The organism is Pseudomonas sp. ANT_J12, assembly GCF_008370045.1.
Classification (GTDB): domain Bacteria; phylum Pseudomonadota; class Gammaproteobacteria; order Pseudomonadales; family Pseudomonadaceae; genus Aquipseudomonas.
Window position 1 is genome coordinate 14,757 of sequence record NZ_VOBN01000011.1, and the last position, 24,249, is coordinate 39,005.

The following is a 24,249-nucleotide window of genomic DNA, read 5'->3' on the forward strand; positions in this document are numbered from 1 at the left end:
GGTAGTTTGGTATTCAAACGTATCGGGTGGAAAGTTGAGCAGGCAACGACAAAGTTAAAGTACTTTGTCGTTGCGAGTGTTCAACTTAGGAGGTTATTTAGCCACGGTGCCGGGCAGTGTTCTGCAAAGCGCCTCATCAGCGGGCGGTGCCTGGGTCGGGTAGGTGTCCGGAAGAACCGTGACGGTGGTCGTGGCGACCAAGCCGTCAGCGAATTCAAACTCGAAAAACTCGGCACCCCAGCCGGTCTTGGGCGCCTGGTAAGTGGTCTGCAGTTCTGTCGACGGCGGGAACTGCGCGGCGGTGTAGGGCACTTTGCAGTTGTAGCGGAAGTCCCGGGCCTGCGGGTTGTGGGCTGCCCATTTGGTGACCTTGACCGGCAGCTCGGACAACGTCACGTGCAGTCGGGTCGACGTCACGCCCAGGCGCTGTTCCTGCACCTTCAACGTCGGCAGGGGCTTGCCCGCCTGCCGACGCTTGATGTACGGAATCAGGTTCGCCTCAACCAGTGGGCGGACGTCGTGGGGGGAATTGGGCAGGACACGCAGCGCCTTCTCACCCGGCAGCCCCGGGAAGTACAGGCGTGAAGCATCCGGGATGAAGAAGTCATCACCGCTGGCATTGACGATGTATTTGGGGATGCTCAAGCGGGCGAGATAAGCGGGCGGGTAGGTCGTCGGGTCTTCAACGCGCATCAGCTTGCTGAACGCCGGGGTCTTGCGTTGGGCGATCACGCCTTGGGAGTAGTAGTCGAAGTACGCCAAGGGCCAGTTGCCGCCGTACGCCAGAAACGTCTGGTCAAACACTCGCTCGGTGTTCAGGACATCAATGACAAACGGCGCAATGCTATCGATGCGATGGTCCGCCAGGGCCGCCAGCCATACCGCCCAGCCGCGCTTCGATACACCGGTGGCCAAAAAGCTTTTGGCCTGGCCCGCAGGCGCTTCCTTTTGCGCCAGGTCCATGGCCTTGACCAGCGCTTCCATCATCGGCACATGCAACGAGATAAAGGGTTGGCGCTCCGGTGCCTGCATGAACAGTTTCCAGCTATGGGCGACACTGCCATCTTCGGTGCGCGGCACGGCGTCATCGCTGTAGGTCAGGTACTGGTTCGGTACATTGCTGACCGCCACCACGATTGAACCGGTTTGTCGGGCGATGTTGAGCAATGTCTGTAGGGTAAAGTTGTTGGGCGGGGTGGGTGACTGGCCGGGCAGCGAGTTGTTGACGCCGTCGTTGGCGACCAGTACCGCCCGCGAGCCTTGAACATTGTCGGGAATGTACAGATCGACGTCATGCAGCCACTGCGCCGGGGCGACCTGACCGTCCTGGGCCCAGGCCTGCGACGACAGCTCAAATCGCCGGATGCTGACGCCGGGCTGTTGCTCCTGGCCCTTATCGGTGTAGCGCAACGGTTGCGACGCCTGGGCCTGGTGATAACACCTCAAGACTTCGCTGAACGCCTGTCCGTTTTGTTCAAAGCAGTGTTGGGGATCGTCGGGCGAAGAGGATTGGCAACCATAGCCAGCGATGAGTGCAAGCACCAGCGCGCAGGCCTTCAAGTAACGTGCATAGAGTTCGGTTTGACTCGGCATGGACTCAGTTCCTTATGAGCGGGAATGACCGGTCTAATCAAACTCCATGCGGGCGGGTTCCATCTACTGTCAGACTTGACAGGTGCGACAGGGTCTGAGGTCGAATCAGGCCAGCATACCCTTGACCTTGTCGCGCAACTGATCAATCGAGAACGGCTTGCCAATCACCTGCATGCCGGCCGGCACATCGATGCTTTCGGCATAACCGCTGGCAAACAGGATCGGCAGTTCCGGGCGCAGCATGCGCGCCTGGGTGGCCAGTTCACGGCCATCCATCACCGGCAAACCGACATCGGTCATCATCAGGTCGATGTACTGGTCTTCGTCATTGAGAAACTCCAGTGCCTTTTCGCTGCCATCGGCTTCCAGCACCTTGAATTCAAGTTCCTCCAGCACATCGACGATCAGCATGCGGACGATGGCATCGTCTTCGACGACGAGAATGATGGACGGGTCGGAGGACATAATAGAAAGCTCTCAAGGGTGGAATGGCGGGTCGGCGGTCGATCGAAATCGCCGGTCTCTTGGTTGAGTAATTGCCGGACCCCGACAAGTTCCCGACCCGATACAAAAAACTATGGTTGTACAAGAACCTGCAAGGATAACGCGCGGCAATGATCAAGCGCAGTTAATTGCAGGAATTTGTCACCAGAGCTGTCAGAAAATTAGATCAATGCGTCCGTTTTGGGGCAAACTCCTTGGTTTTCAACAGTTCGACAAGGCCTTCCCCATGACCTCTGCGTCTTCGGTTGACGAGCAACGATTCCGCAAACTCCTGAGCCGCAACGTCAGCTTGCCGCTGGGCGTGGGCGTGATCAGTGCGGTTTTCTTTGTGGCGTTGATCACTTACCTGTTGTCCGTCATTCAGTGGGTGGAGCACACCGACCGGGTGATCAATAACGCCAATGAAGCGGTAAAGCTGACCGTTGACCTGGAAACCGGCATGCGCGGCTTCCTGCTCAGTGGCGACGAGCACTTCCTGGACCCGTATGAAACGGCCAGGCCGCGAATCGCCGTCGCCCTCAATACCTTGCTCGAACTGACGGCCGACAACCCGGTGCAGACCGACCGTTTGCGCCGTCTCCAGGCCTTGCAAACCGAGTGGGCCGCCTACGCGCAATCGATGATCGATATGCAGCGCTCCAGTGGCGATTATCGCGGCGCGATCAAGGCCGGGCGCGGCAAGCGCCTGACCGATGAAATCCGTACGCAGTTCCAGGACGTGATCGACATGGAGCAGCAGTTGCGCACCACGCGCAACGAAGAAGTGCGCCGCACCACGATCTGGAGCATCACCCTGTACTTGGTGTTCGTGGCCGGGATCAGTGCATTGCTGGCTTACATTGGCCGCCGTGACCTGCTCAATCTCTCCCAAAACTACAGCGCCAACCTCGCCGCGCAGCAGAGTGCCGCCGACCGCCTGGAGAAGCAGGCGTGGCTGCGCAGTGGCCAGACCGAACTGGCTGAGCAAGTGCTGGGGCAACTGACCCTGAACTTGTTGGGTCGCAATATCCTGCAATTCTGCGCGCAATACCTCGGGACCGCCGTGGCGGCGATCTATGTGCGTGAAGAACATGGCGGCCTCAAGCGCGTGGCTTCTTATGGTTTGTCCCGCGAGCAGGAAGCGCAGGAACAGTCGGTCTACGACGGCGAAGGGATTATCGGCCAGGCGGTGAAACAAGGCCGGTTGATTCGCCTGGACAACGTGCCAGAAGACTACTTCAAGGTCAGCTCCGGCCTGGGCGAAGGCTTGCCCCACAGTGTGTTGGTGGTGCCGACCAGCGACGACGACCGGGTCAATGGCGTGATCGAACTTGGCTTCCTGCGGACCCTGGACGAGCGCGACATCGAACTGCTGGAGCTGATCGCCGGCAACATCGGCACTTCGATCGAAGCGGCGCGCTACCGTCAACGCTTGCAGGAAGTGCTGGCCGAAACCCAGCAGCTCAACGAAGAACTGCAAGTCCAGCAGGAAGAGCTCAAGACCGCGAACGAAGAGCTGGAAGAGCAATCGCGGATTCTCAAGGAATCCCAGGCGCACCTGGAAACCCAGCAAGTGGAGCTGGAGCAGACCAACGAACAGCTCGCCGAGCAGGCACAGATCCTCGCCGACCAGCGCGACGCCATGGATCAGAAGAACACCGAACTCAATCAGGCGCAGATTCAGCTGGAAGACCGCGCCGAAGAATTGCAGCGCTCCAGCAAGTACAAATCCGAATTCCTTGCCAACATGTCCCACGAACTGCGCACGCCGCTGAACAGTTCGTTGATCCTCGCCAAGTTGCTGGCGGAGAACCCGCAGGACAACCTCAGCGCCGAACAGGTCAAGTTCGCCGAGTCGATCTATTCCGCCGGCAATGACTTGCTCAACCTGATCAACGATATTCTGGATATTTCCAAAGTCGAGGCTGGCAAGCTGGACATGCGCCCGGAAAACACCAGCGTCTCTCGTCTGGTGGAGGGCCTGCGCGGCATGTTCGAGCCGATGGCCACGGACAAGAAGCTCGATTTCCAGATCGAGTTGCAGGCCGGTGCGCCGATGATGATCTACACCGACCGCCAGCGCCTGGAACAAGTGATCAAGAACCTGCTGTCGAACGCGGTGAAGTTCACCGAAAAAGGCACCGTCAGCCTGACCGTCGCCAGTCAGCCGGGCGACGGTATCGCCTTCATCGTTCGCGACTCCGGGATCGGTATTGCCGCGGAACAGCAGGAAAGCATCTTCGAAGCCTTCCGCCAGGCCGACGGCACCACCAACCGCCGTTATGGCGGCACCGGGTTGGGCCTGTCGATTTCCCGGGACCTGGCCATGTTGCTCGGCGGTTCGATCAGTGTCACCAGCGAACCGGGGCAGGGCAGTGCGTTCACCCTGGTGTTGCCGCAGCAATACGTCGAGCCGGGTGACGAGCCGGTCGAGCCAATGCGCGCGACGCCGGTCGCCTACACGCCAAAAGCACCGGTCGCGGCGCCGGTACCGCTGATTGCCGAAGTCGATATCCCGCGCTTCGATGATGACCGCGCCAAGGCACCGTTCGCCACGCGCTGCATCCTGGTGGTGGAAGATGAGGTGAATTTCGCCCACATCCTCTACGACCTGGCCCACGAACTGGGTTACCAGTGCCTGGTCGCCCACGGCGCCGATGAAGGGTATGACCTGGCCAGGGAGTTCATCCCCGACGCCATCCTGCTGGACATGCGCCTGCCGGATCATTCCGGGCTGACGGTGTTGCAGCGCCTGAAAGAACACGCCGAAACCCGGCACATCCCGGTGCACATCATCTCGGTCGAAGACCGGGTTGAAGCGGCGATGCACATGGGCGCCATCGGTTATGCGGTCAAGCCGACCACCCGCGAGGAGCTCAAGGACGTGTTTGCCCGCCTCGAAGCCAAGCTGACCCAGAAGGTCAAACGGGTGCTGCTGGTGGAAGACGATGATTTGCAGCGCGACAGCATTGCCCGCCTGATCGGCGAAGAAGACATCGAGATCACCGCCGTCGGTTTTGCACAGGAAGCGCTGGACCGGCTGCGCGAAACGGTCTTCGATTGCATGATCATCGACCTGAAGCTGCCGGACATGCTCGGCAACGATCTGCTCAAGCGCATGTCCACCGAAGACATCTGTTCGTTCCCGCCGGTGATTGTCTACACCGGACGCAACCTGACCCGGGACGAAGAGGCCGAGCTGCGCAAGTATTCGCGCTCGATCATCATCAAGGGTGCCCGCTCGCCAGAGCGGTTGCTGGATGAAGTGACACTCTTTCTGCACAAAGTCGAATCCCAGTTGTCCCATGAGCGGCAGAAGATGCTCAAGACCGCGCGCAGTCGCGACAAGGTCTTCGAGGGCCGCAAGGTGCTGCTGGTCGACGACGATGTGCGCAATATCTTCGCCCTGACCAGTGCGCTGGAGCAAAAGGGCGCAGTCGTGGTCATTGGCCGGAACGGTCGTGAGGCGATTGAAAAATTGAATGAAGTCGAAGACATCGACCTGGTGCTGATGGACGTGATGATGCCGGAGATGGACGGTTTCGAGGCCACGACCTTGATCCGCCAGGACCCGCGCTGGCGCAAGCTGCCGATCATCGCCGTCACGGCCAAGGCCATGAAGGACGATCAGGAGCGCTGCCTGGCGGCGGGTTCCAACGATTACCTGGCCAAGCCGATCGACCTCGATCGCCTGTTCTCGCTGATTCGTGTGTGGTTACCGAAGATGGAACGCATCTAGTGGATAGCATTTAGTGGAAAAGAACACCGAAATCGAACTGCGGCTGCTGATCGAGGCGATCTACCTCAAGTACAGCTATGACTTTCGTGACTACTCCGGCGCCTCGATCAAGCGCCGGGTCGCTCATGCCTTGAGTCAGTTCGAGTGCGCGACCATCTCGGCGTTGCAGGAGAAAGTCCTGCACGACCCGACCGCGTTCATGCAGTTGCTGCAGTTGCTGACGATCCCGGTCAGCGAGATGTTCCGTGACCCGTCGCACTTTCTGGCGATCCGTAAGGAAGTGGTACCGCTGCTCAAGACCTATCCGTCGATCAAGATCTGGATTGCCGGGTGCAGCACCGGTGAAGAGGTCTATTCGATGGCGATCCTGTTGCGCGAGGAAGGCTTGCTCGAACGCACGATCATCTACGCCACCGACATCAATCCGCGCTCACTGGAAAAAGCCAAGCAAGGGATTTTCTCCATGGAGAACGTGCGCGCCTACACTTCCAATTACCAGCAGGCCGGTGGCCAGCGCTCGTTTGCCGACTACTACACGGCCGCCTATGGTTACGCGATTTTCGACAAGAGCCTGTGCGAGAACGTGACCTTTGCTGACCATAGCCTGGCGACCGACAGTGTGTTTTCAGAAACTCAATTAATTTCGTGTCGCAACGTATTGATTTACTTCAATAAAAAATTGCAGGATCGAGCGTTTGGCTTGTTTCATGAGTCGCTGTGCCATCGTGGATTCCTGGTGCTGGGCAGTAAGGAAACCCCGGATTTCTCGGCGTTCGGCAAGCAGTTCGAGCCATTGGTCAAACAAGAACGGATCTACCGTAAATCATGAACAACGAAGCCGGTTTGCCGACCGTAGAGGCTATCGTGATCGGCGCTTCGGCCGGTGGAGTCGAGGCGCTGCTGAATATCCTCAGCCCGCTGCGTGAAGGGTTTGCCCTGCCGATCATCGTGGTGCTGCACCTGCCTGACGATCGTCGCAGCCAGTTGACCGAAGTGTTTGCCCGACGGGTTTCACTGCCGGTGCTGGAGGCTGTCGACAAGACATTGGTCGAAGCCGGGACCCTGTATTTTGCCGCGCCGGGCTATCACCTCTCGGTGGAACAGGACCGCAGTTTCTCGTTGAGCCTGGAGGACCGCGTGCACTATTCGCGGCCGGCCATTGATTTTCTGTTCGAGTCCGCCGCTGATGCTTACGGACCGGCGCTGGCGGCCGTGTTGTTGACCGGTGCCAACCGCGATGGCGCCAACGGTCTGGCCCAGGTCAAGTACCGTGGCGGCCTGACCGTGGTGCAAGACCCGGACGAAGCCCAGGTCGCGACGATGCCCCAGGCGGCGCTGGACTTGCATCAACCTGACCACATTCTCCCTATACGCGGCATCGGCCGTTTGCTTGTCGAGTTGGAACGAATAGCATGCTGAGTGACATCCAAGCCAAACTGCTGATCGTCGACGATCTGCCGGAAAACCTGCTGGCCCTCGAAGCGTTGATCAAGCGCGAAGACCGCATGGTCTACAAGGCGCTGTCGGCGGACGAAGCGCTGTCGTTGTTGCTGCAACACGAATTCGCCATGGCCATTCTTGACGTGCAGATGCCGGGCATGAACGGCTTCGAACTGGCCGAACTGATGCGCGGCACGGAAAAGACCAAGAACATCCCGATTGTCTTCGTCAGCGCTGCTGGCCGTGAGCTGAACTACGCGTTCAAAGGGTACGAAAGCGGTGCCGTGGACTTCTTGCACAAGCCGCTGGATATCCACGCGGTCAAGAGCAAGGTTAATGTGTTCGTCGACCTGTATCGCCAGAGCAAGGCCATGAAGCAACAGGTCGAAGCCCTGGAGCAGAGCCGTCGCGAGCAGGAAGCGCTGCTGAAAAAACTGCAGACCACTCAGAATGAACTGGAGCAGGCCGTGCGCATGCGCGATGACTTTATGTCGATCGTCGCCCACGAAGTGCGCACGCCGCTCAATGGCCTGATCCTCGAAACCCAATTGCGCAAGATGCACCTGGCCCGGGACAACGCAGCGGCGTTTACCCTGGACAAGATGCACGCCATGGTCGACCGCGACGAGCGGCAGATCAAAAGCCTGATCCGCCTGATCGAAGACATGCTCGATGTCTCGCGCATTCGCACCGGCAAACTGTCGATCCGCCCGAGCCGGGTAGATCTGGTGAAACTGGTCGACAACCTGCTGCAAAACTTCGCGCCGCAGGTCGATGCCGCCGAGTCCTCGGTGACGTTCAGCGCCGAAGGGCCGGTGGAAGGGCAGTGGGACGAGTTCCGGATCGAGCAGGTGATTTCCAACTTGCTGACCAACGCCCTGCGCTATGGCGGCAAGGGTCAGATCGATGTGCGGGTGTATTGCCACGAAGGCCAGGCCCGGGTCGAGGTCCAGGACCGCGGCATCGGCATCAGTGAAGAAAACCAGAAGCGTATTTTTCAACAGTTCGAACGGGTTTCAGCCAAGACCGTGATTGCGGGACTTGGGCTCGGGCTCTTTATTTCCGAGCAAATCGTCGCCGCCCATGGCGGATCCATCGTCGTCGAGAGCAGAATCAACGAAGGCGCCTTATTTCGCGTTTGTCTGCCGCTGTAGGAAAGCAGCCAGATAAACGCAACCTCTGAACGACCTCACGGTCGTATCAGCAGCTATTGACCGAACAAAGGCTTCCCATGAGTGAAGATGCGCAAGATGTAGTACTCATTGTCGAGGACGATCCCTCGATTTTGATGGTGTTGTCTGCCTATCTGTCGGGCGAGGGGTATCGGGTGTTGCAGGCCGAAAACGGCGAGCAAGCCTTCGAAATCCTGGCCAGTAAACCGCACCTGGACATGATGATTACCGACTTCCGCCTGCCTGGCGGGATTTCCGGCGTGCAGATCGCCGAGCCCGCGGTCAAGCTGCGACCGGAGCTCAAGGTTATTTTCATCAGCGGTTATCCGCAGGAAATCCGCGAGACCGACAGCCCGATTACCCGCAAGGCGCCGATTCTGGGCAAGCCGTTTGACCTGTATGTGTTGCAGGAATTGATGCAGGAAATGCTGTCCTGAGATCAAAAAACGCCTATCGGTGCATGGCTTGACGGTGAGGGTGATCCTGAAATCGCTTTCGCGGGCAAGCCTCGCTCCTACAGGTTCACGCGCGTCCCGTGTAGGAGCGAGGCTTGCCCACAAAGGCGTCCGTGAGACCGCCATCGTCGGTAAAACCTCTCGGGCGCTTTAGATTCGAATCATCTCCCGCACCTTCGCCGTCAACAGGTCGAAGGTAAACGGCTTGGTGATCATCTGCATCCCCGGGTCAAGGAAACCACCGCGCACCGCTGCGTGCTCGGCATACCCGGTAATGAACAAGACCTTGAGATCGGGCCGATACTGACGACCGATTTCCGCCAGTTGCCGGCCGTTCATCCCGGGCAACCCAACGTCGCTGATCAACAGATCAATGCGCTGGCCGGAATCCAGGATCGGCACTGCGCTGTCGGCATCGCCAGCCTCGACGAAGGCATAGCCCAACTCGCTCAACACCGCACTGACCAACACCCGGACCGCCGGGTCGTCTTCGACGATCAGCACGGTCTCACCGTCCTGGGCGAAGGGCGCTTGCTGGATATCCGCGAGCGGATCCTGCGCCAGGTTGCCCATGTAACGCGGCAGGTAGAGGTTAACCGTGGTGCCGTTGTCGACCTCGCTCTGGATCGTGACATGGCCTCGGGACTGCTTGCTGAAACCGTAGATCATCGATAACCCAAGGCCGGTGCCCTGGCCGATGGGTTTGGTCGTGAAGAAGGGATCAAATGCCCGGCTGATGGTGCTTTGCGGCATGCCACAGCCGGTGTCGGTGACGCTCAGCACCACGTAATCCCCGGGTTCGAGGTTGCCATGGGATTCGGCGAAACCGGTGTCCAGATGCTGATTGAAGGTGTTCACCACCAATTGGCCGCCGTCGGGCATCGCATCGCGGGCATTGAGCACCAGGTTCAGCAGGGCGCTTTCCAGTTGATTGGGGTCGGCCTCGGCCACCCACAGTTGATCGCTCAACTGCATGTCCAGTTGAATGCTTTCGTTGATGCTGCGCTGCAGCAATTCGCCCATCGAGGTCACCAGGGCGTTCATCTGCACGGGTTTGGAATCCAGCGACTGGCGGCGGGAAAACGCCAGCAAACGGTGGGTCAGGCCCGCCGCACGGTTGGCCGAAGTGACCCCCAGATCGATCAGGCTGTCGAGGTCGTCGGTGCGCCCGCGAGCCAGGCGTCGACGCAGCAGCTCCAGGCTGCCGATAATGCCGGTCAGCATGTTGTTGAAGTCATGGGCGATGCCGCCGGTCAATTGGCCGACTGCTTCCATCTTCTGCGACTGGCGCAATGCTTCTTCGTTGTGCCGCAGTTGCGCAGTGCGTTCCTCGACTTGTTGTTCAAGGGTTTCCAGGGTGGTTTGCAGGCGCAACTCGCTTTGGCTCAGGTCGATCAGCCGATCCCTGGCTTCGTACTGTCGTCGTCGCCCGCGCAACGCGGTGGTCACCAGACTGATCAGGGTTACCGGATGGAACGGGCGCTCAAGGAAGGTGACGTTGCCCAGTTGCGGGCCGAAGCGCGACGCCGGGTTGTGTTCCGGGCCGCCGTGATACGTCAGCAGCACAATCGGCAAGTCCGACCAGGCCGGTTGCTGTTCAATCAGGGTGAAGAGGGGTTCCAGGTCACTGCCGAGCAGCGCTTCGGACGAGATCAGCAGCAACCCGGCGCCAAACTCCAGTTCGCGACACAACGCTGGCATGTCACGGCTGATGACGCCGGCGTAACCGGCCTCGTTGAGCATCATCAGCGCAATCTGGCTGTCGCGCCCCAGCGGCGCGAGGATGATCGCGCGCTCGGAGGTCGCTGCCAGCGCCGTCATTTGTCGTCTTCCTTGAGCAGCGGATTGCTGGCGCCCAGGTAGGTCGGCACGCCGCGTAATACACCCTGGAACGCATCCAACGGTTCGCCGATGGTCATGCCGTGGCTGCTGATGCGGTATTCGCGAATGGTTGATTCATGGCTGCCGGTCCGTTTCTTGATGATGGAGATGGCCCGGCGCACTTTGCCCAGGGCTTCGAAGTAGCGCAGCAGAATTACGGTGTCGGCCAGGTAAGTGATATCGACCGGCGCTTGCATGTCACCGACCAGACCATGCTGGGCGACGGTCATGAAGGTCGCGGCGCCTTGGCGGTTGAGGTACAGCAGCAACTCATGCATGTGCAACACCAGGGCGTTTTCTTCGGGCATTGCCGCCTGATAGCCGTTGATGCTGTCGATCACCACAGTCTTGATATTGCGTTCATCGACGCAGCGCCGCACCCGGTGGGAGAACTCGCCGGGGGACAGTTCGGCGGCGTCCACTTGTTCGATCAGCAAGTTGCCGGTGTCTTGCAGGGCCTTGAGATCGATGCCCATGTTTTTCATGCGTTCAAACAGCAGCCCTAGCTCTTCATCGAAGATAAACAGCGCGGCTTTTTCGCCACGGGCCACGGCTGCAGCGGCGAATATCATTGAGATCAGGGATTTGCCGGTACCGGCGGGACCGAGGATCAGCGTGCTGGAGCCGGTTTCGATGCCGCCGCCGAGCAGGGCGTCCATTTCCTTGATGCCGCTGGTCAATTGCGTGCGAATGTACTTGCCGCGATGTTCCGCCGCCACCAGGCGCGGGAACACATGCACGCCGTCGCCCATGATGGTGAAGTCGTGAAAACCACCGCGATATTTCTGGCCACGGTATTTCACCACGCGAATCCGGCGGCGTTCTGCGCCGTAGTTGGGCGTCAGTTCTTCCAGGCGAATCACCCCGTGGGCCACGCTGTGCACGGTTTTATCCAGGGATTCGGTGGTCAGGTCATCCAGCAGCAACACCGTGGCGTCATAGCGCACGAAGTAATGCTTGATGGCCAGGATCTGCCGGCGATAGCGCAAAGAGCTTTGGGCCAGCAGGCGGATTTCCGAGAGGCTGTCGAGGACCACGCGGGTCGGCTTGACTCGCTCTACGACTTCAAAGATCTGTTTGGTGGCTTCGCCCAGCTCCAGGTCCGAGGAATACAGCAAGCTTTGCTGGTGCTCGGCGTTGAGCAGGCTTTCCGGCGGGGTAAGTTCAAAGATGTGGATGTTCTCATCCAGCTCCCAGCCGTGGGACAACGCGCCTTGGCGCAGTTCACGTTCGGTTTCCGACAGGGTGATGTACAACGAGCGCTCGCCGGCTCGGGCTCCGGCGAGGAGAAAATGCAAGGCGACGGTGGTTTTACCGGTTCCGGGTTCACCCTCCAGCAAAAACACATGGCCGCGAGACAATCCACCGGCCAGGATGTCATCCAGACCTTCGATGCCGGTGGCGGCTTTTGCACTGAACAACTCGTTAGATGTAGACAAAAAAAGCCCTCTCATGACTAGGGGAAGCGAGGCAGCAGGCCTGAAATGCCTGAATTGACTGCCTGTTTCTCTTGACCCTTGGCCGTGACGACGGTTCAACCTTTTTTGCCGGGCGCGATGACGCCTGTGTGACGCCTGCTGACTGTAGGAGCAAGGCTTGCTTGACGCTGTTTTTTTTTGTAGGAGCAAAGCTTGCTCGCGAAAGCGATCTCACGGACGCCATCGCCGTTCAGCCTTACTCCTACAGGGATGGTGGCGAGCGTTACAGACCTTGCTGCAACGCCGGATCATCCGGGTTCATCTGCTCCAGTTGCGCCAGCAGAATCTGCACGTTCTGCAACTGGCCGCTTTCCTTCCAGTAATTGATCAACAACACCCGCGCCTTGCGGTCGGCTGGGTGGCGCTGGACGATTTCCTGCAGCTGTTTCTGCGCGGCTTCCAGCTCTTCCTCACCGTGCAGCGTAGTGGCCAGGTCGTAACGGTAATCCTTGTTGTCCGGCTCCAGTTCAACCGCTTTGGAAAGGCCGAGTACCGCGAATTCACTCTGCCCGTGGTGCAGCAACCAGAGGCCGAGGGCATGTTGCAGGAAGGCGGAATCGGGCTGGGCCTTCAACTGTTTGGCCAGCAACTGGCGGGCGGCGTCGGTCTGGCCTTGCTTGTCCAGTACTTCGATTTGCATGACCAGTGCCGGCAGGTTGCCAGGCTCCAACTGCAAGGTGCGCTCCAGCGCTTGTTGCGCCTCCTTCAGTTCGGCGTTGTGCAGGTGCAGCCGTGCCAGCTGATAGTGCGTGTTGGCACTTTCCGGTTCGGCCTTGAGCACCAGTTCCCAGGCATCAATCGCCTGCTGCAATGGACCGAAATACAGGCCCAGATCATCCGGTGACAGCCCCAATAGCGCGTTGACGGCTGCCAAACGCACGGTTTGCTCGCTGTCATCGAGCAACGGCCCCAGCAACAGGCTGCGCTGACCGCTGGGGACCAGGCCGACCACACTCTTGATCGCCGCCACCCGGACATCCGCCGAGCTGTTTTGCAAGTCGGCATCGGCCAGCTTCAAGGCTTGCGGGCTGGGGTAGTTGGGCAACTCGGCGAGGAGCCAGAGCCGGCGTTTGGTCGACAAGTCAGGCCGCGCCAGTTGCTGATAAAGCACCCGCGCCGCCCCCGGTTGACCGGCGCGCGCCTGGGCCAGCGCTTCGCTGTAGCCATGTTTGATCGCCTCCGGCACCACGGGCGTGGTACTGCGCAGGAAAAACCAGGCGAGGGCAATGGCGAACAGGACGCAGAGGCTGATAAGCAGGTAGCGGCGGGACTGGGGCATGCACGGATCCGGGAGCTGGCGAGCTTTTGCAAAGGACGTCAGCTTCGGTCAGGTGCGGCCGTGAGTCAAACCCTGGCTCAGTTCAAGACGTACTCGATGGGTTCGAGGGCCGGCGGCAAATCGGTTTGCCCCAACGCCGCCAGCACTTCGCGCTCCAGGGTGCGCAAAATCGCATTACACGGCAAATCGTTCTCATCGAAGCCGAACGGGTCTTCCAGGTCGTCGCCGATCTCGTCGAGGCCAAAAAAGGTGTAACTGACGATGGCGGTGAACACCGGGGTCAGCCAACCCAATGGTTCGGCCATGGCAAACGGCAGCAGGATGCAAAACAGGTAAATGGTGCGGTGCAGCAACAGGGTGTAAGGGAAGGGCAGCGGCGTGCTTTTTATCCGTTCGCAACTGGCCTGGACCTGGCTCAGGCTGACCAGTCGGGATTCCAGTTGGGTGTAGCGCCATTCGCTGATCCGGCCGAGTTCGGCCAGCTCCGAACAGCGGGCGCCGATGCGTTGCAAGAGTGCGTCGGGGATGTTCGGGTGCTGATGATCGATGGGCGTGGGCGTCCAGGGGGCGACGGCTTGCCGCTCACTTTCAAAGCGCAGGCGCGCGATCAGGCCATGGGCGAAGCCGCAGAGTTCACGCAACAACAGTTCGCGTTCGTCGGCGTCCATCAGGCCCTGGGTCTGGCGGATCAGCGAGCGCACCTCGATGATCAATTGCCCCAATTGCTTGCGACCTTCCCACCAGCGGTCGTAACACGCGTTGTTGCGAAAACTCATGAAGATCGACAGCGACAACCCCAGTAGGGTGAAGGGCGTGGCATTGACCTTGGAGAAATACGCCGGGTGCCAGGTTTCCACCAGCACAATCACCGACGCGAGCAGGGTCACCAACAGGCTGCGCAAGGCAATGCGCTTGGCAATCGAGCCTTTGAGGGAAAACAGGATGCCGATCAGGTTCGGCTTGGGACGTACGATCATGGGGGCGGGGCTTATTCGAGTGACGCTTTCGCAGCGTTTAAAGCCTAGGGGCCGGGCCGGTTTCTGTCCAATCGCTATGGCTGACAGGGTTATCGAGCGCATCTATCGCTGGCGGCTGGCTGATCATCGAATTTGCCTACAACTCCCGTCGACTTTTTAACCTGTCGGGGTCTTGAAGCAGTGACTACGCTTGCTTGAGATGACCCGATGAGTTCGCCCATGCAACCGTTTCTTCACTACTTCAAGATGCTGCTCAATCCCGGCCAAGGGGGCTTGCTGTTTGCCTTGCGAACCATTGCCGCCGGTTTGCTGACCTTGTACCTGGCGTTCCTGTTCGACCTCGACCAGCCCAAGTGGTCGATCATGGCGGTGGTCATCGTCAGCCAGCCGTCGGGTGGCATGGCGTTGGCCCGCAGCTTCGGCCAGGTTATCGGCACCACGATGGGCGCGGTCGTCGCGGTGCTGATCATGGCGATTTTCCCCCAGGCCCCGCTGCCCTTCATTATTACCCTGGCCCTGTGGCTGGCGTTGTGCACCGCTGGCGGTACGTTGTTGCGCTACACCAGCTCCCAGGCCTTTGTGCTCAGCGGCTACACGGCCGTTGTTGTGGCGCTGCTGTCGGTGCCGGACCAGGACGGCACGTTCCTGCTGGCCGTCACACGGGTCACCGAGACACTGTTGGCGTTGGCTTGCGTGTGCGTGGTCAGCCTCCTGACCGCACGCCCGGAGACGGTGGCGCGCAACTATTTCGCCAAGGTCGACGAGGTGATCAAGCTGCTTGCGACCCACGCGGCGGCGGTCATCCGCACCGAAGAAAGCGAAGCCGATTTCCACCGTCGGCAGATGCAACTGTTGGGCGAGATCAGTGCGCTGGAAGGGTTGCGTCGGCATTTGTACTTCGATGCGCCTCGCCTGCGCAGTGCCAACGGCCTGGTGCAGATGCTGGGTAATCAGCTGGTGCTGCTGACCTCACGACTGACGGCGTTGCGCCACCAGCGAGAGCTGCTGGCCGAGCGCTGGCAAGGCGCATTGCCCGAAGAAATCGAGCTGTTGCGCGCCGAAGAACTGGCTTTTCTCGATGAATTGGCGATTCAGGGGCGCGCATTGTCGACCGAGGCGCGCAAGCATTTCGTCTCACTGCAACACCGCTTCGACAGCCAGGCTTACAAGGCCGAGCAGCTCACCGAAACCATGACCGCCACCTTGCGCTCGTTGGCCTGGGCGTTGCGTTGGGAGCAGGCGCGGTTGCTTCAGCAACTGGAGCAGATTCTGGAACTCAGCGATGCGATTCAGGAGGGGCGCGAAGCCAGTTGCGTGTTTCGCGGGCAGGAGAATCCATTGCATCTGGATTTCACCCTGGCGGCGATGAACGCCATTCGCGCCTTTATCGCGTTGGTGGTGGCTGGATTGATCTGGATCGAAACCGGCTGGGACGGCGCCCGTGGCGGAATGGTGCTGGTGGGCATTCTCTGTTCGCTGATGGCGACGTTCCCGCGACCGCTGCTGGCCGCCCAGAGTTATGCGAGGGGGCTGGTCATGGCGCTGATCGCTTCGGCGCTCTACCTGTTCATGCTGTTCCCGATGATCAGCCATTTCGAGTTGTTGGCGTTGCTGTTGGTGCCGCTGCTGTACGCCGTGGCGATCGGGCTGACCACGCCGCCTACCACCGGGACGGCCATTGGCCTGGGGCTCACGACATTCCTGTTGTTGGGGCCGCAAAACATCGGGATCGGCCAGAACACGGCGATCCAGTGGTTCGAGTTCGCCGCCGCGTACACCTGCGCCACCGTGCTGGCACTGAGTGTCTACGCGCTGATCTTCCCGTTCAGACCGGTTTTACGGATGCGCCGGTTGTTCAATGAGAGCTGTGAACAGGTCTACGCGTTACTCAAGACGCCAGCCACCGATGAGCAGCAATTTGCCTTTGAAAGCCGTATGGTCGACCGCCTGACCATGATGCTTGGCTTGCTGCCGGCGATTACCGAGCAGCGCTCCCGGGAGTTGTTCGAAGTCAGCCTGGGTTGCATGGCGCTGGGCGTGGCGTTGAACCAGCTCAGGCAGCAAGGGCGCAACCATGCGCTGCTGAGTACCGATCAACAAAACCGTTTGCTGGCGGCGGTCCGTGAGACCGGGCGGTTGATTGCCGGACGGCCCGGGATCGATCTTGAGCGCCTGCTCGCCAACTTGCGCAGCCTGGGGGATGAAATGGATGACCTGCATCTGGATGTTCATGAGCAGTTGTGGTCCGTATTCCGGATGCGCGTTTCGTTGCTGATCGTGGTGTCGTTTCTACAGCGCTACCGCGGCTACTTTCAACCTGCCGACACGGAAGGAGTACCAGCCCTTGCCCATTGATCTGGAATTGGGCGGTGTCTATCTGCCGCCAATCGCCCAGGCCCTGTTGCTGGCCTTGCCGATTTTTCTGCTGCTGGACTGGCTCCTGAGGCGCCTGGGTGTTTTGCGTTTCGTCTGGCATGAAGCGCTGTTTGAAGGGGCGTTGTATGCCTGCGTTTGCGCCACGCTGATCCTGGTCATGGGAGGCTGATGCCTTGAAGAAGATCCTTGCCCGACTCGCGACCGTCGCGGTGGTGTTGCTGGCGTTCATCCTCGGCTGGTTTGCTTGGGAGCATTACACCCGCGCGCCCTGGACCCGGGATGCCCGGGTGAGGGCGGATGTGGTGACCTTGTCGGCCGACGTCGCGGGACGCATCGTCAGCCTGGGCGTGCAGGACAACCAGCATGTGGAGAAAGGGCAGCTGCTGCTGGAGATCGATCCGGCGCGCTACAGCCTGGCGGTGGAGCGGGCCAAGCGTTCCGTGGAAGTCTCGAAAGCGACGCTTGGCCAATCTCAGGCTTCAATTGTGTCCAGCGAAGCGTTGCTCAAGCAGCGTCAAAGCGAAGAACAGCGGCGGCGCAAGTTGAAACAGGGTTTCGCGATTTCCGGTGAGGAGTGGGAAAAATCCAGCACTGAGGTCGCCGTGGCCCAGGCCGAGTTGTTACGCAATCAGGCTAACCTCGGGCTGGCCCAGGCCAATGTGCAACTGGCCATCGCCGCGTTGACCCAGGCCGAACTCGATTTGCAACGTACCCGGGTCGAAGCGCCGGTCAGTGGCTACGTCACCAACCTGCTGACCCGCCAGGGCGATTACGCCACGGCCGGTGGTGCGTTGCTGGCGCTGGTGGACAGCGACTCGTTTTACGTCAGTGGTTACTTTGAAGAAACCAAACTGCCGCGAATCCAGGAGGGGGACCGGGTGCGGATCGAGTTAATGAGCGGCGAAACCTTCGGCGGCACGGTGCAAAGCATCGCCTTCGCCATTGCCGACCGCGAGAACGCCCCGGGTGCGCGGTTGCTGGCCAACATCAACCCCAGTTACACGTGGGTCAAATTGGCGCAACGGGTGCCGGTGCGGATAGAGATCGATGCTGATTACGCAGCCAAAAACCGCTTGCGGGCCGGCACGACAGCCACAGTAACCGTCATGGAAAACCACAAGACAGACGAACACCGCTAATCCCTTATTGGAACGGGCATTTGTGGCGAGGGGGCTTGCCCCCGTTGGGTCGCGAAGCGGCCCCAAAACGTGTAGCCGAGATCTGTCAGACACACCGCATGCAATGATTCACGACTGCTTCGCAGCCGAACGGGGTGGTGCGGCATTCCGACAAGCCCCGTCGCCACACAAGCCCGTTCCCACAGATGGAATGCAGTGTCTTTTGAGCAAGCAAAAAAAAGCCCCGCGACCGAATGAGACGCGGGGCCAAAAAATTTGGTTGGTTGCGGCCAACCAAAGGAGCTCTTTAAAAACTTACTTGCTGGCGACCGTTGTCTCCGGTTGCCAACCGCCACCCAAGGCTTTGTAGATCGCGACGATGCCGCGATACAGATCGACTTCGGCCTGGGCCTGGGAATCTTCGGCGGCCAGACGTTCACGCTGGGCGTCGAGCAGGACCAGGAAGTCCGCCGTGCCTTCGCGGTAGCGAATCTGCGCCAGGTCGGCAGCGGCGCGGCTGGATTCACTCTGACGAATCAGCGAAATCAGGCGTTGCTGGCGTTTGCCGTAATCGCTGAAGGCGTTTTCCGATTCTTCCAGGGCCAGCAGCACTTGTTGCTCGTAGGTCGCCAGGGCGCCTTCGGCATCGGCATCGGCACCGCGCAAACGGGCGCGCACGCTACCCAGGTCAAACGCCGCCCAGGTAATGCTTGGGCCCAGTGCCCAGGCATTGGCTGCCGCAGAACCGATCTGCGAACCACGCCCGGCGGTGAAGCCGAGGAAGCCGCTGAGGCTGACCCGCGGGAACAAATCAGCCTTGGCTACGCCGATACGGGCGGTGGCGGAAGCGAGCTTGCGTTCGGCGCTGAGAATGTCCGGGCGACGTTGCAGCAGTTCACCCGGATTACCGATCGGCAGGGCCTTGGCGATCGCTGGCAAATCTTTCGGGCTCAAGTCGACGGTCAGCTTGTCCGGACGTTCACCCAGCAGGGTGGCGATACGGTTTTTCTGTCGAACCTGTTCGGCCTGCAATTGCGGCACACTGGCTTCGACGGAAGCCAGGCGTGCATCGGCGCGGACCACATCAAGCTGATCGCCGACGCCGGCATCACGCAGGCTGACGGTGATCTTGCTCGATTCCTGCTGGTTGTTCAGGTTGGCCAGGGCGATCTTTTCCCGCAGTTGTGCGCCGCGCAGCTGGCCGTAGGCGTCCACCAGTTCGGCAATCATGCTGACTTGCAGTTGGTACAGATCGGCCTCGGCGGCTTGTTGCTCGGCGTCGGCCGATTCCAGATTGCGCTGGATGCGACCGAACAAGTCCAGTTCCCACGCCATGTCCAGGCCCAGGTCATAGCGTTCGCTGTTAACCCGTTTGGTGGTCTGGCCAGGGATTTGCCCCTTGGCCAGGTCACTGCTGGCGCGGCTGGTGATGGTCGGCATGGCGTCGTTGCTGGCGTCGTCGCGAATCGCTCGTGCGGCTTTCCAGCGGGCGAATGCCACGCGCAGATCACGGTTGCCTTGCAGCGATTGCATCACCAACTGGTTGAGGGTCGGGTCTTCAAACTGTTGCCACCAGATGCCTTCGAAACGCGAGCGGTCATAGTTCTTCTGACCGCTGGCGCCATCGGTAGCGGCCGTGATGTTGGCCGGCTCCGTGGCAGGGGTTTTGTAGTCCGGGCCGACAGCACAGGCGCTCAGCGCCAGTACCAGCAAGCTCGGCAGGAAGGCTTTCAGGCTCATTGTTGCGACTCCAGTTTCAGGGTCTTGGCCGCTTTGCGCGCTTCACCGCGCTCCACAAAGTTACGAATCAATACGTAGAACACTGGCGTCAGCAACAGACCGAAGAAGGTCACCCCGAGCATCCCGGAGAACACCGCCACGCCCATGGCATGACGCATCTCGGCACCGGCACCGCTGGAGAACACCAGTGGCACAACACCCATGATGAACGCGAAAGAGGTCATCAGGATCGGCCGCAGACGCAGACGGCACGCTTCCAGTACCGCAGCCAGAGGGCCGAGGCCTTCCTGCTGTTTATCCTTGGCAAACTCGACGATCAGAATCGCGTTCTTACAGGCAAGCCCCACCAGTACGATCAAGCCGATCTGGGTGAAGATGTTGTTGTCGCCTCCCGAAGCAATCACACCGGTAATGGCCGACAGCAGCGTCATCGGTACGATCAGGATCACCGCCAGTGGCAGGCTCCAGCTTTCGTATTGCGCCGCGAGCACCAGGAACGCCAGCAGTACGCAGAGCGGGAACACGAACAGCGCAGTGTTGCCGGACAGAATCTGCTGGTAGGTCAGGTCGGTCCATTCGTAGGTCATGCCGTTTGGAAGTTCATCCTTGAGCAGTTTCTCGATGGCGATCTGGGCCTGGCCGGAGCTGTAGCCCGGGGCTGCCGCACCGTTGATTTCAGCGGTGATGAAGCCGTTGTAGTGCATCACGCGGTCGGGGCCTGAGGTGTCGCTGACCTTGATGAAGGTCGCCAGCGGGATCATCTCGCCTTTGTTGTTGCGCACTTTCAGCTGACCGATCTGGTCCGGTTCGAGGCGGAACTGTTGCTCGGCCTGAACGTTGACTTGATAGGTGCGACCAAAGCGGTTGAAGTCGTTGGCATACAGCGAACCCAGGTAAATCTGCAGGGTGTCGAAGATGTCGCTGACGGCGACGCCGTGGGTCTTGGCTTTCTCACGGTCGATGGCGGCATCGACCTGTGGCACGTTCACGGTGTAACTGGTGAACAGCGCGGCCAGTTCCGGCACGTTGTGGCTCTTGGTGATGATGTTCATGGTTTCTTTGTATAGCTCGTCGTAGCCCAGGTTGCCCCGGTCTTCGATCTGCAGGCGGAAACCACCGATGGTGCCCAGGCCTTGTACCGGCGGCGGCGGGAAGATCGCCATGTAGGCTTCTTCGATGCCGGCGAACTTGCCGTTCAAGGCACCGGCAATCGCACCGGCGGACATGCTCGGGTCTTTACGCTCGTCGAACGGTTTCAGGGTCACAAACACGATGCCGGCGTTCGGACTGTTGGTGAAGCCGTTGATCGACAGGCCCGGGAAGGCCACCGCACTTTCCACGCCAGGCTGTTTCAGGGCCAGGTCGGACATGCGCTTGATCACGTCTTCGGTACGGTCCAGGCTCGAAGCGTCCGGCAACTGCGCGAAGGCCACCAGGTATTGCTTGTCCTGGCCAGGTACGAAACCGGTCGGGGTGTTGGCGAAACCGAAGAAGGTCAGCACCATCAGGCCAGCGTACAGGAGAAGGGCGATACCGCTGCTGCGGATGACCCGGCCGACCGTGCCGACATAACCGTGGCTGGCTTTCTCAAAGAAGCGGTTGAACGGACGGAACAACCAGCCACCGAAGATCTTATCGAGGACCTTGGAGAAGCGGTCCTTCGGCGCGTCGTGGCTCTTGAGCAACACCGCAGCCAGCGCTGGCGACAGGGTCAGCGAGTTGAAGGCCGAGATCACCGTCGAAATCGCGATGGTCAGGGCGAACTGTTTATAGAACTGCCCGGTCAACCCGGAGATGAATGCCGCCGGGATAAACACAGCACACAACACCAGTGCCGTGGCGATGATCGGGCCGGTCACTTCACGCATGGCGCGCTTGGTGGCTTCGACCGGGGTCAATCCGAGTTCGATGTTCCGCTCGACGTTCTCCACCACCACGATGGCGTCATCCACCACGATACCGATGGCCAATACCAAACCGAACAGTGACAGGGCGTTCAGGGAGAAGCCAAACAGGTGCATCACCGCAAACGTACCGATCAACGATACCGGCACCGCCACCAATGGAATGATCGAGGCGCGCCAGGTTTGCAGGAACAGAATCACTACCAGCACTACGAGGATCAGCGCTTCGAATAGGGTGTGGACCACTGCCTCGATGGAGCCGCGCACGAAGATGGTCGGGTCATAGACGATGCTGAAGTCCATGCCTTCCGGGAAGCTCTTCTTCAGTTCGGCCATCTTGTCGCGAACTTCGTTGGAGATCTGGATCGCGTTGGAGCCAGGGCGCTGGAAGATCGGGATCGCCACCGCCGGTTGGTTGTTCAGCAACGAACGCAATGCGTATTGGCTGGAACCCAGTTCAACCCGAGCGATGTCTTTGAGGCGCGTGATTTCACCGTTGTCACCGGCGCGAATGATGATGTTCTCGAACTCTTCCTCGGAAACCAGACGACCTTGGGTGTTAACCGACAACTGGAAGCTGGTGGCATTCGGCGCAGGAGGCGCGCCCAGGGCACCGGCAGCGACCTGACGGTTCTGCTCACGAATGGCGTTGACCACATCGGTCGCGGTCAGGTTGCGCGAAGCGGTCTTGTTTGGATCGAGCCATACCCGCAGGGAGTAATCGCCCATCCCGAACAGCTGCACATCACCGACACCGCCCAGGCGCGCCAGCTCATCCTTGATGTTGAGCAAGGCGTAGTTGGACAGGTAGAGCATGTCGTAGCGTTTGTCCGGCGAGGTCAAGTGAACCACCATGGTCAGGTCCGGAGAGGCCTTGTCCACGGTGATACCAATGCGCGTCACTTCTTCTGGAAGCTTCGGCTCGGTCCGGGTTACGCGGTTCTGAACTTGCACCTGCGCGTTGTCCAGGTCAGTACCCAGGGCGAAGGTGATGGTCAGGGTGATCTTGCCATCGGCGGTGGACTGCGAGGACATGTACAGCATGTTCTCGACACCGGTGATGGCTTGCTCCAAAGGAGCTGCCACGGTTTCGCCGATGACTTTAGGGTTGGCACCCGGGAAGTTGGCGCGGACCACAACGGTCGGCGGAACCACTTCCGGGTATTCGCTGATCGGCAACTGGAACAGCGAGATGGCGCCGGCGATCAGGATCAGCAGCGACAGTACCGCTGCAAAGATCGGCCGAGAAATGAAGAATTGGGAAAAATTCATCGGAGTTGTCGTCCCTTAACCGCGTGGAGTCGCAGCAGCCAGTTTCACAACCGCACCCGGCGCGACCTTGGCAGGTGCGACTTGGGGCAGGTTGCTGGCTTCCAGCGCTTGTCGTTGTTGAGCCAGAGCGGCGAGGGTTTCCTTGGTGGCCATCGGGATCACTTCAGGCGTCACTGGAGAACCAGGGCGAACCCGTTGCAGACCCTTGACGATGACGGTGTCGTCCTTGTTCAGACCGCTGCGCACGATGCGCAAGCCTTCGATCTTCGGACCCAGCTCGACTGAGCGGTACACGGTCTTGTTGTCGGCATCCATCACCAGCACGAACTTTTTACCCAGGTCGGTACCGACCGCTTCGTCGTTGATCAACACGGCCGAGTAGGTGCCGCTGCCGACCAGTTTCAGGCGTGCGTACAGGCCTGGGGTGTACTGACCGTCAGCGTTATCGAACACGGCGCGACCACGGATGGTGCCGGTCTTCGGGTTGACCTGGTTGTCGACGAAGTTCATCACGCCCTGGTGCGGGTTGCCGTCCTCGTTGGACAGGCCGAGGTACACCGGAGTGGTGGCGCCGCGTTTGCCCTGACGAGCGAGCTGGGTGTATTTGAGGAACACACGCTCGTCGGCGTCGAAGTAGGCGTAGACCTTGTCAGTCGAGACGACGCTGGTGAGCGCGGTGGTATCGGCGGTCACCAGGTTACCGGCAGTGATTTCCGCACGGCTGACGCGGCCGCTGATCGGCGACGTCACGCGGGTGAAGCTCAGGTTCAGTTTGGCCAGGTCCAGTTGGGCCTGGAGGGCACCGACGGCAGCGCGGGCTTCTTGCGAAGCGCTGGTGCGCGAATCGGCCAGCTCGGCGGAGATCGCGTTGCTGGTCCGCAACCGTTCGCCACGCTGGGCTTCGTTTTCGCTGCGGGTGGCGTTGGCGCGGGATTGGGCGACCAGCGATTCGAGGCGGCGGACCTCAGCCTGGAATGGGCGGGGGTCGATCTGGAACAGTACATCGCCTTTCTTGACCAATGCGCCTTCAGTGAAAGCGACTTCATCGATCTGGCCGGAGACCCGTGGACGAATTTCTACGGTTTCTGGCGCTTCGAGGCGCCCGGTGAATTCGTCCCACTCGTTGACAGGTTGCTCCAGCACCTTGGCCACGCTGACCTTGGCCGCGGGCATGGTGGCGGCGGTCTCAGGAGCCTTGCCGCAAGCGCTCATCACCACTACGGCCAACAAGGCCAACGGGAAGCGCAAATGTTTGAGTGACTGTTCCATGGATGCATCCGCCAATGTATTGAGAATGGACGGATGATGCTCGGCGATGTTGTATCGCACGAATCGAATGAGG

At 60.1% G+C, this 24,249-nt stretch carries 17 protein-coding genes; 8 read left to right on the plus strand and 9 right to left on the minus strand.

Going from position 1 to position 24,249, the window contains the following annotated elements; genetic code table 11:
• Positions 1-93: 93 nt before the first annotated feature.
• Positions 94-1,593, minus strand: a complete 1,500-nt coding sequence (locus FQ192_RS21490; protein WP_149660336.1) for a PhoPQ-activated protein PqaA family protein — start codon at positions 1,591-1,593, stop codon at positions 94-96.
• Between the two features lie 105 nt (positions 1,594-1,698).
• Positions 1,699-2,058, minus strand: a complete 360-nt coding sequence (locus FQ192_RS21495; RefSeq protein ID WP_149660337.1) for a response regulator — start codon at positions 2,056-2,058, stop codon at positions 1,699-1,701.
• A 265-nt stretch (positions 2,059-2,323) separates the two neighbouring features.
• On the opposite strand from FQ192_RS21495, the gene FQ192_RS21500 reads away from it, so the two are divergent.
• From FQ192_RS21500 to FQ192_RS21520, 5 genes are all read left to right on the plus strand, one after another.
• Positions 2,324-5,815, plus strand: coding sequence for a response regulator (locus FQ192_RS21500; RefSeq protein WP_149660338.1), 3,492 nt, complete (start codon positions 2,324-2,326; stop codon positions 5,813-5,815).
• Between the two features lie 13 nt (positions 5,816-5,828).
• Positions 5,829-6,644 (plus strand): protein-glutamate O-methyltransferase CheR, encoded by an 816-nt coding sequence (locus FQ192_RS21505; RefSeq protein WP_149660339.1) that lies wholly within the window; start codon positions 5,829-5,831, stop codon positions 6,642-6,644.
• Positions 6,641-7,234 carry a chemotaxis protein CheB gene (locus FQ192_RS21510; RefSeq protein ID WP_149660340.1) on the plus strand — a complete coding sequence of 198 codons (594 nt, stop codon included), beginning with the start codon at positions 6,641-6,643 and terminating at the stop codon, positions 7,232-7,234. The genes FQ192_RS21505 and FQ192_RS21510 overlap by 4 nt, the downstream gene beginning before the upstream one ends.
• On the plus strand, positions 7,228-8,409 hold the full coding sequence (locus FQ192_RS21515) for a hybrid sensor histidine kinase/response regulator (protein WP_149660341.1): 1,182 nt from the start codon (positions 7,228-7,230) through the stop codon (positions 8,407-8,409). The genes FQ192_RS21510 and FQ192_RS21515 overlap by 7 nt, the downstream gene beginning before the upstream one ends.
• Positions 8,410-8,486: 77 nt before the next feature.
• Entirely contained in the window at positions 8,487-8,864 is a 378-nt protein-coding gene (locus FQ192_RS21520; protein ID WP_149660342.1) for a response regulator, read from the plus strand.
• Positions 8,865-9,032: 168 nt separating this feature from the next.
• Here the strand turns inward: FQ192_RS21520 and FQ192_RS21525 are convergent, their stop codons facing one another.
• From FQ192_RS21525 to FQ192_RS21540, 4 genes are all read right to left on the minus strand, one after another.
• Complete coding sequence (locus tag FQ192_RS21525; RefSeq protein WP_149660343.1) at positions 9,033-10,703, minus strand: ATP-binding protein; 1,671 nt, start codon at positions 10,701-10,703, stop codon at positions 9,033-9,035.
• A complete protein-coding gene (locus FQ192_RS21530) occupies positions 10,700-12,202 on the minus strand; it encodes an ATPase domain-containing protein (protein WP_149660344.1) in 1,503 nt (500 codons plus the stop codon). The genes FQ192_RS21525 and FQ192_RS21530 overlap by 4 nt, the downstream gene beginning before the upstream one ends.
• 262 nt (positions 12,203-12,464) lie before the next feature.
• The gene (locus tag FQ192_RS21535) at positions 12,465-13,520 is read right to left on the minus strand and encodes a lipopolysaccharide assembly protein LapB (RefSeq protein WP_149660345.1); all 1,056 of its coding nucleotides are present in this window, start codon (positions 13,518-13,520) and stop codon (positions 12,465-12,467) included.
• Positions 13,521-13,597: 77 nt separating this feature from the next.
• A complete protein-coding gene (locus FQ192_RS21540) occupies positions 13,598-14,497 on the minus strand; it encodes a bestrophin family protein (RefSeq protein WP_149660346.1) in 900 nt (299 codons plus the stop codon).
• A gap of 207 nt (positions 14,498-14,704) precedes the next feature.
• Here FQ192_RS21540 and FQ192_RS21545 point away from each other — a divergent pair, with 207 nt between their 5' ends.
• Genes FQ192_RS21545 through FQ192_RS21555 form a run of 3 tightly spaced genes read left to right on the plus strand, consistent with a single transcriptional unit; the run spans position 14,705 to position 18,012 of the window.
• On the plus strand, positions 14,705-16,852 hold the full coding sequence (locus FQ192_RS21545) for an FUSC family protein (RefSeq protein WP_149660347.1): 2,148 nt from the start codon (positions 14,705-14,707) through the stop codon (positions 16,850-16,852).
• Positions 16,842-17,042 (plus strand): DUF1656 domain-containing protein, encoded by a 201-nt coding sequence (locus FQ192_RS21550; protein ID WP_149660348.1) that lies wholly within the window; start codon positions 16,842-16,844, stop codon positions 17,040-17,042. Before FQ192_RS21545 ends, FQ192_RS21550 begins: the two co-directional genes overlap by 11 nt.
• Positions 17,043-17,046: 4 nt before the next feature.
• Positions 17,047-18,012, plus strand: coding sequence for an HlyD family secretion protein (locus FQ192_RS21555; protein WP_149660349.1), 966 nt, complete (start codon positions 17,047-17,049; stop codon positions 18,010-18,012).
• Between the two features lie 294 nt (positions 18,013-18,306).
• Here FQ192_RS21555 and FQ192_RS21560 read toward each other — a convergent pair whose 3' ends face one another.
• The 3 genes from FQ192_RS21560 to mexE are packed head-to-tail and all read right to left on the minus strand — an operon-like array spanning position 18,307 to position 24,176.
• Positions 18,307-19,731, minus strand: a complete 1,425-nt coding sequence (locus FQ192_RS21560; protein ID WP_149660350.1) for an efflux transporter outer membrane subunit — start codon at positions 19,729-19,731, stop codon at positions 18,307-18,309.
• Positions 19,728-22,907, minus strand: coding sequence for an efflux RND transporter permease subunit (locus tag FQ192_RS21565; protein WP_149660351.1), 3,180 nt, complete (start codon positions 22,905-22,907; stop codon positions 19,728-19,730). The genes FQ192_RS21560 and FQ192_RS21565 overlap by 4 nt, the downstream gene beginning before the upstream one ends.
• Positions 22,908-22,922: 15 nt before the next feature.
• Positions 22,923-24,176, minus strand: coding sequence for a multidrug efflux RND transporter periplasmic adaptor subunit MexE (gene mexE, locus FQ192_RS21570; RefSeq protein ID WP_149660352.1), 1,254 nt, complete (start codon positions 24,174-24,176; stop codon positions 22,923-22,925).
• Positions 24,177-24,249: the final 73 nt, after the last annotated feature.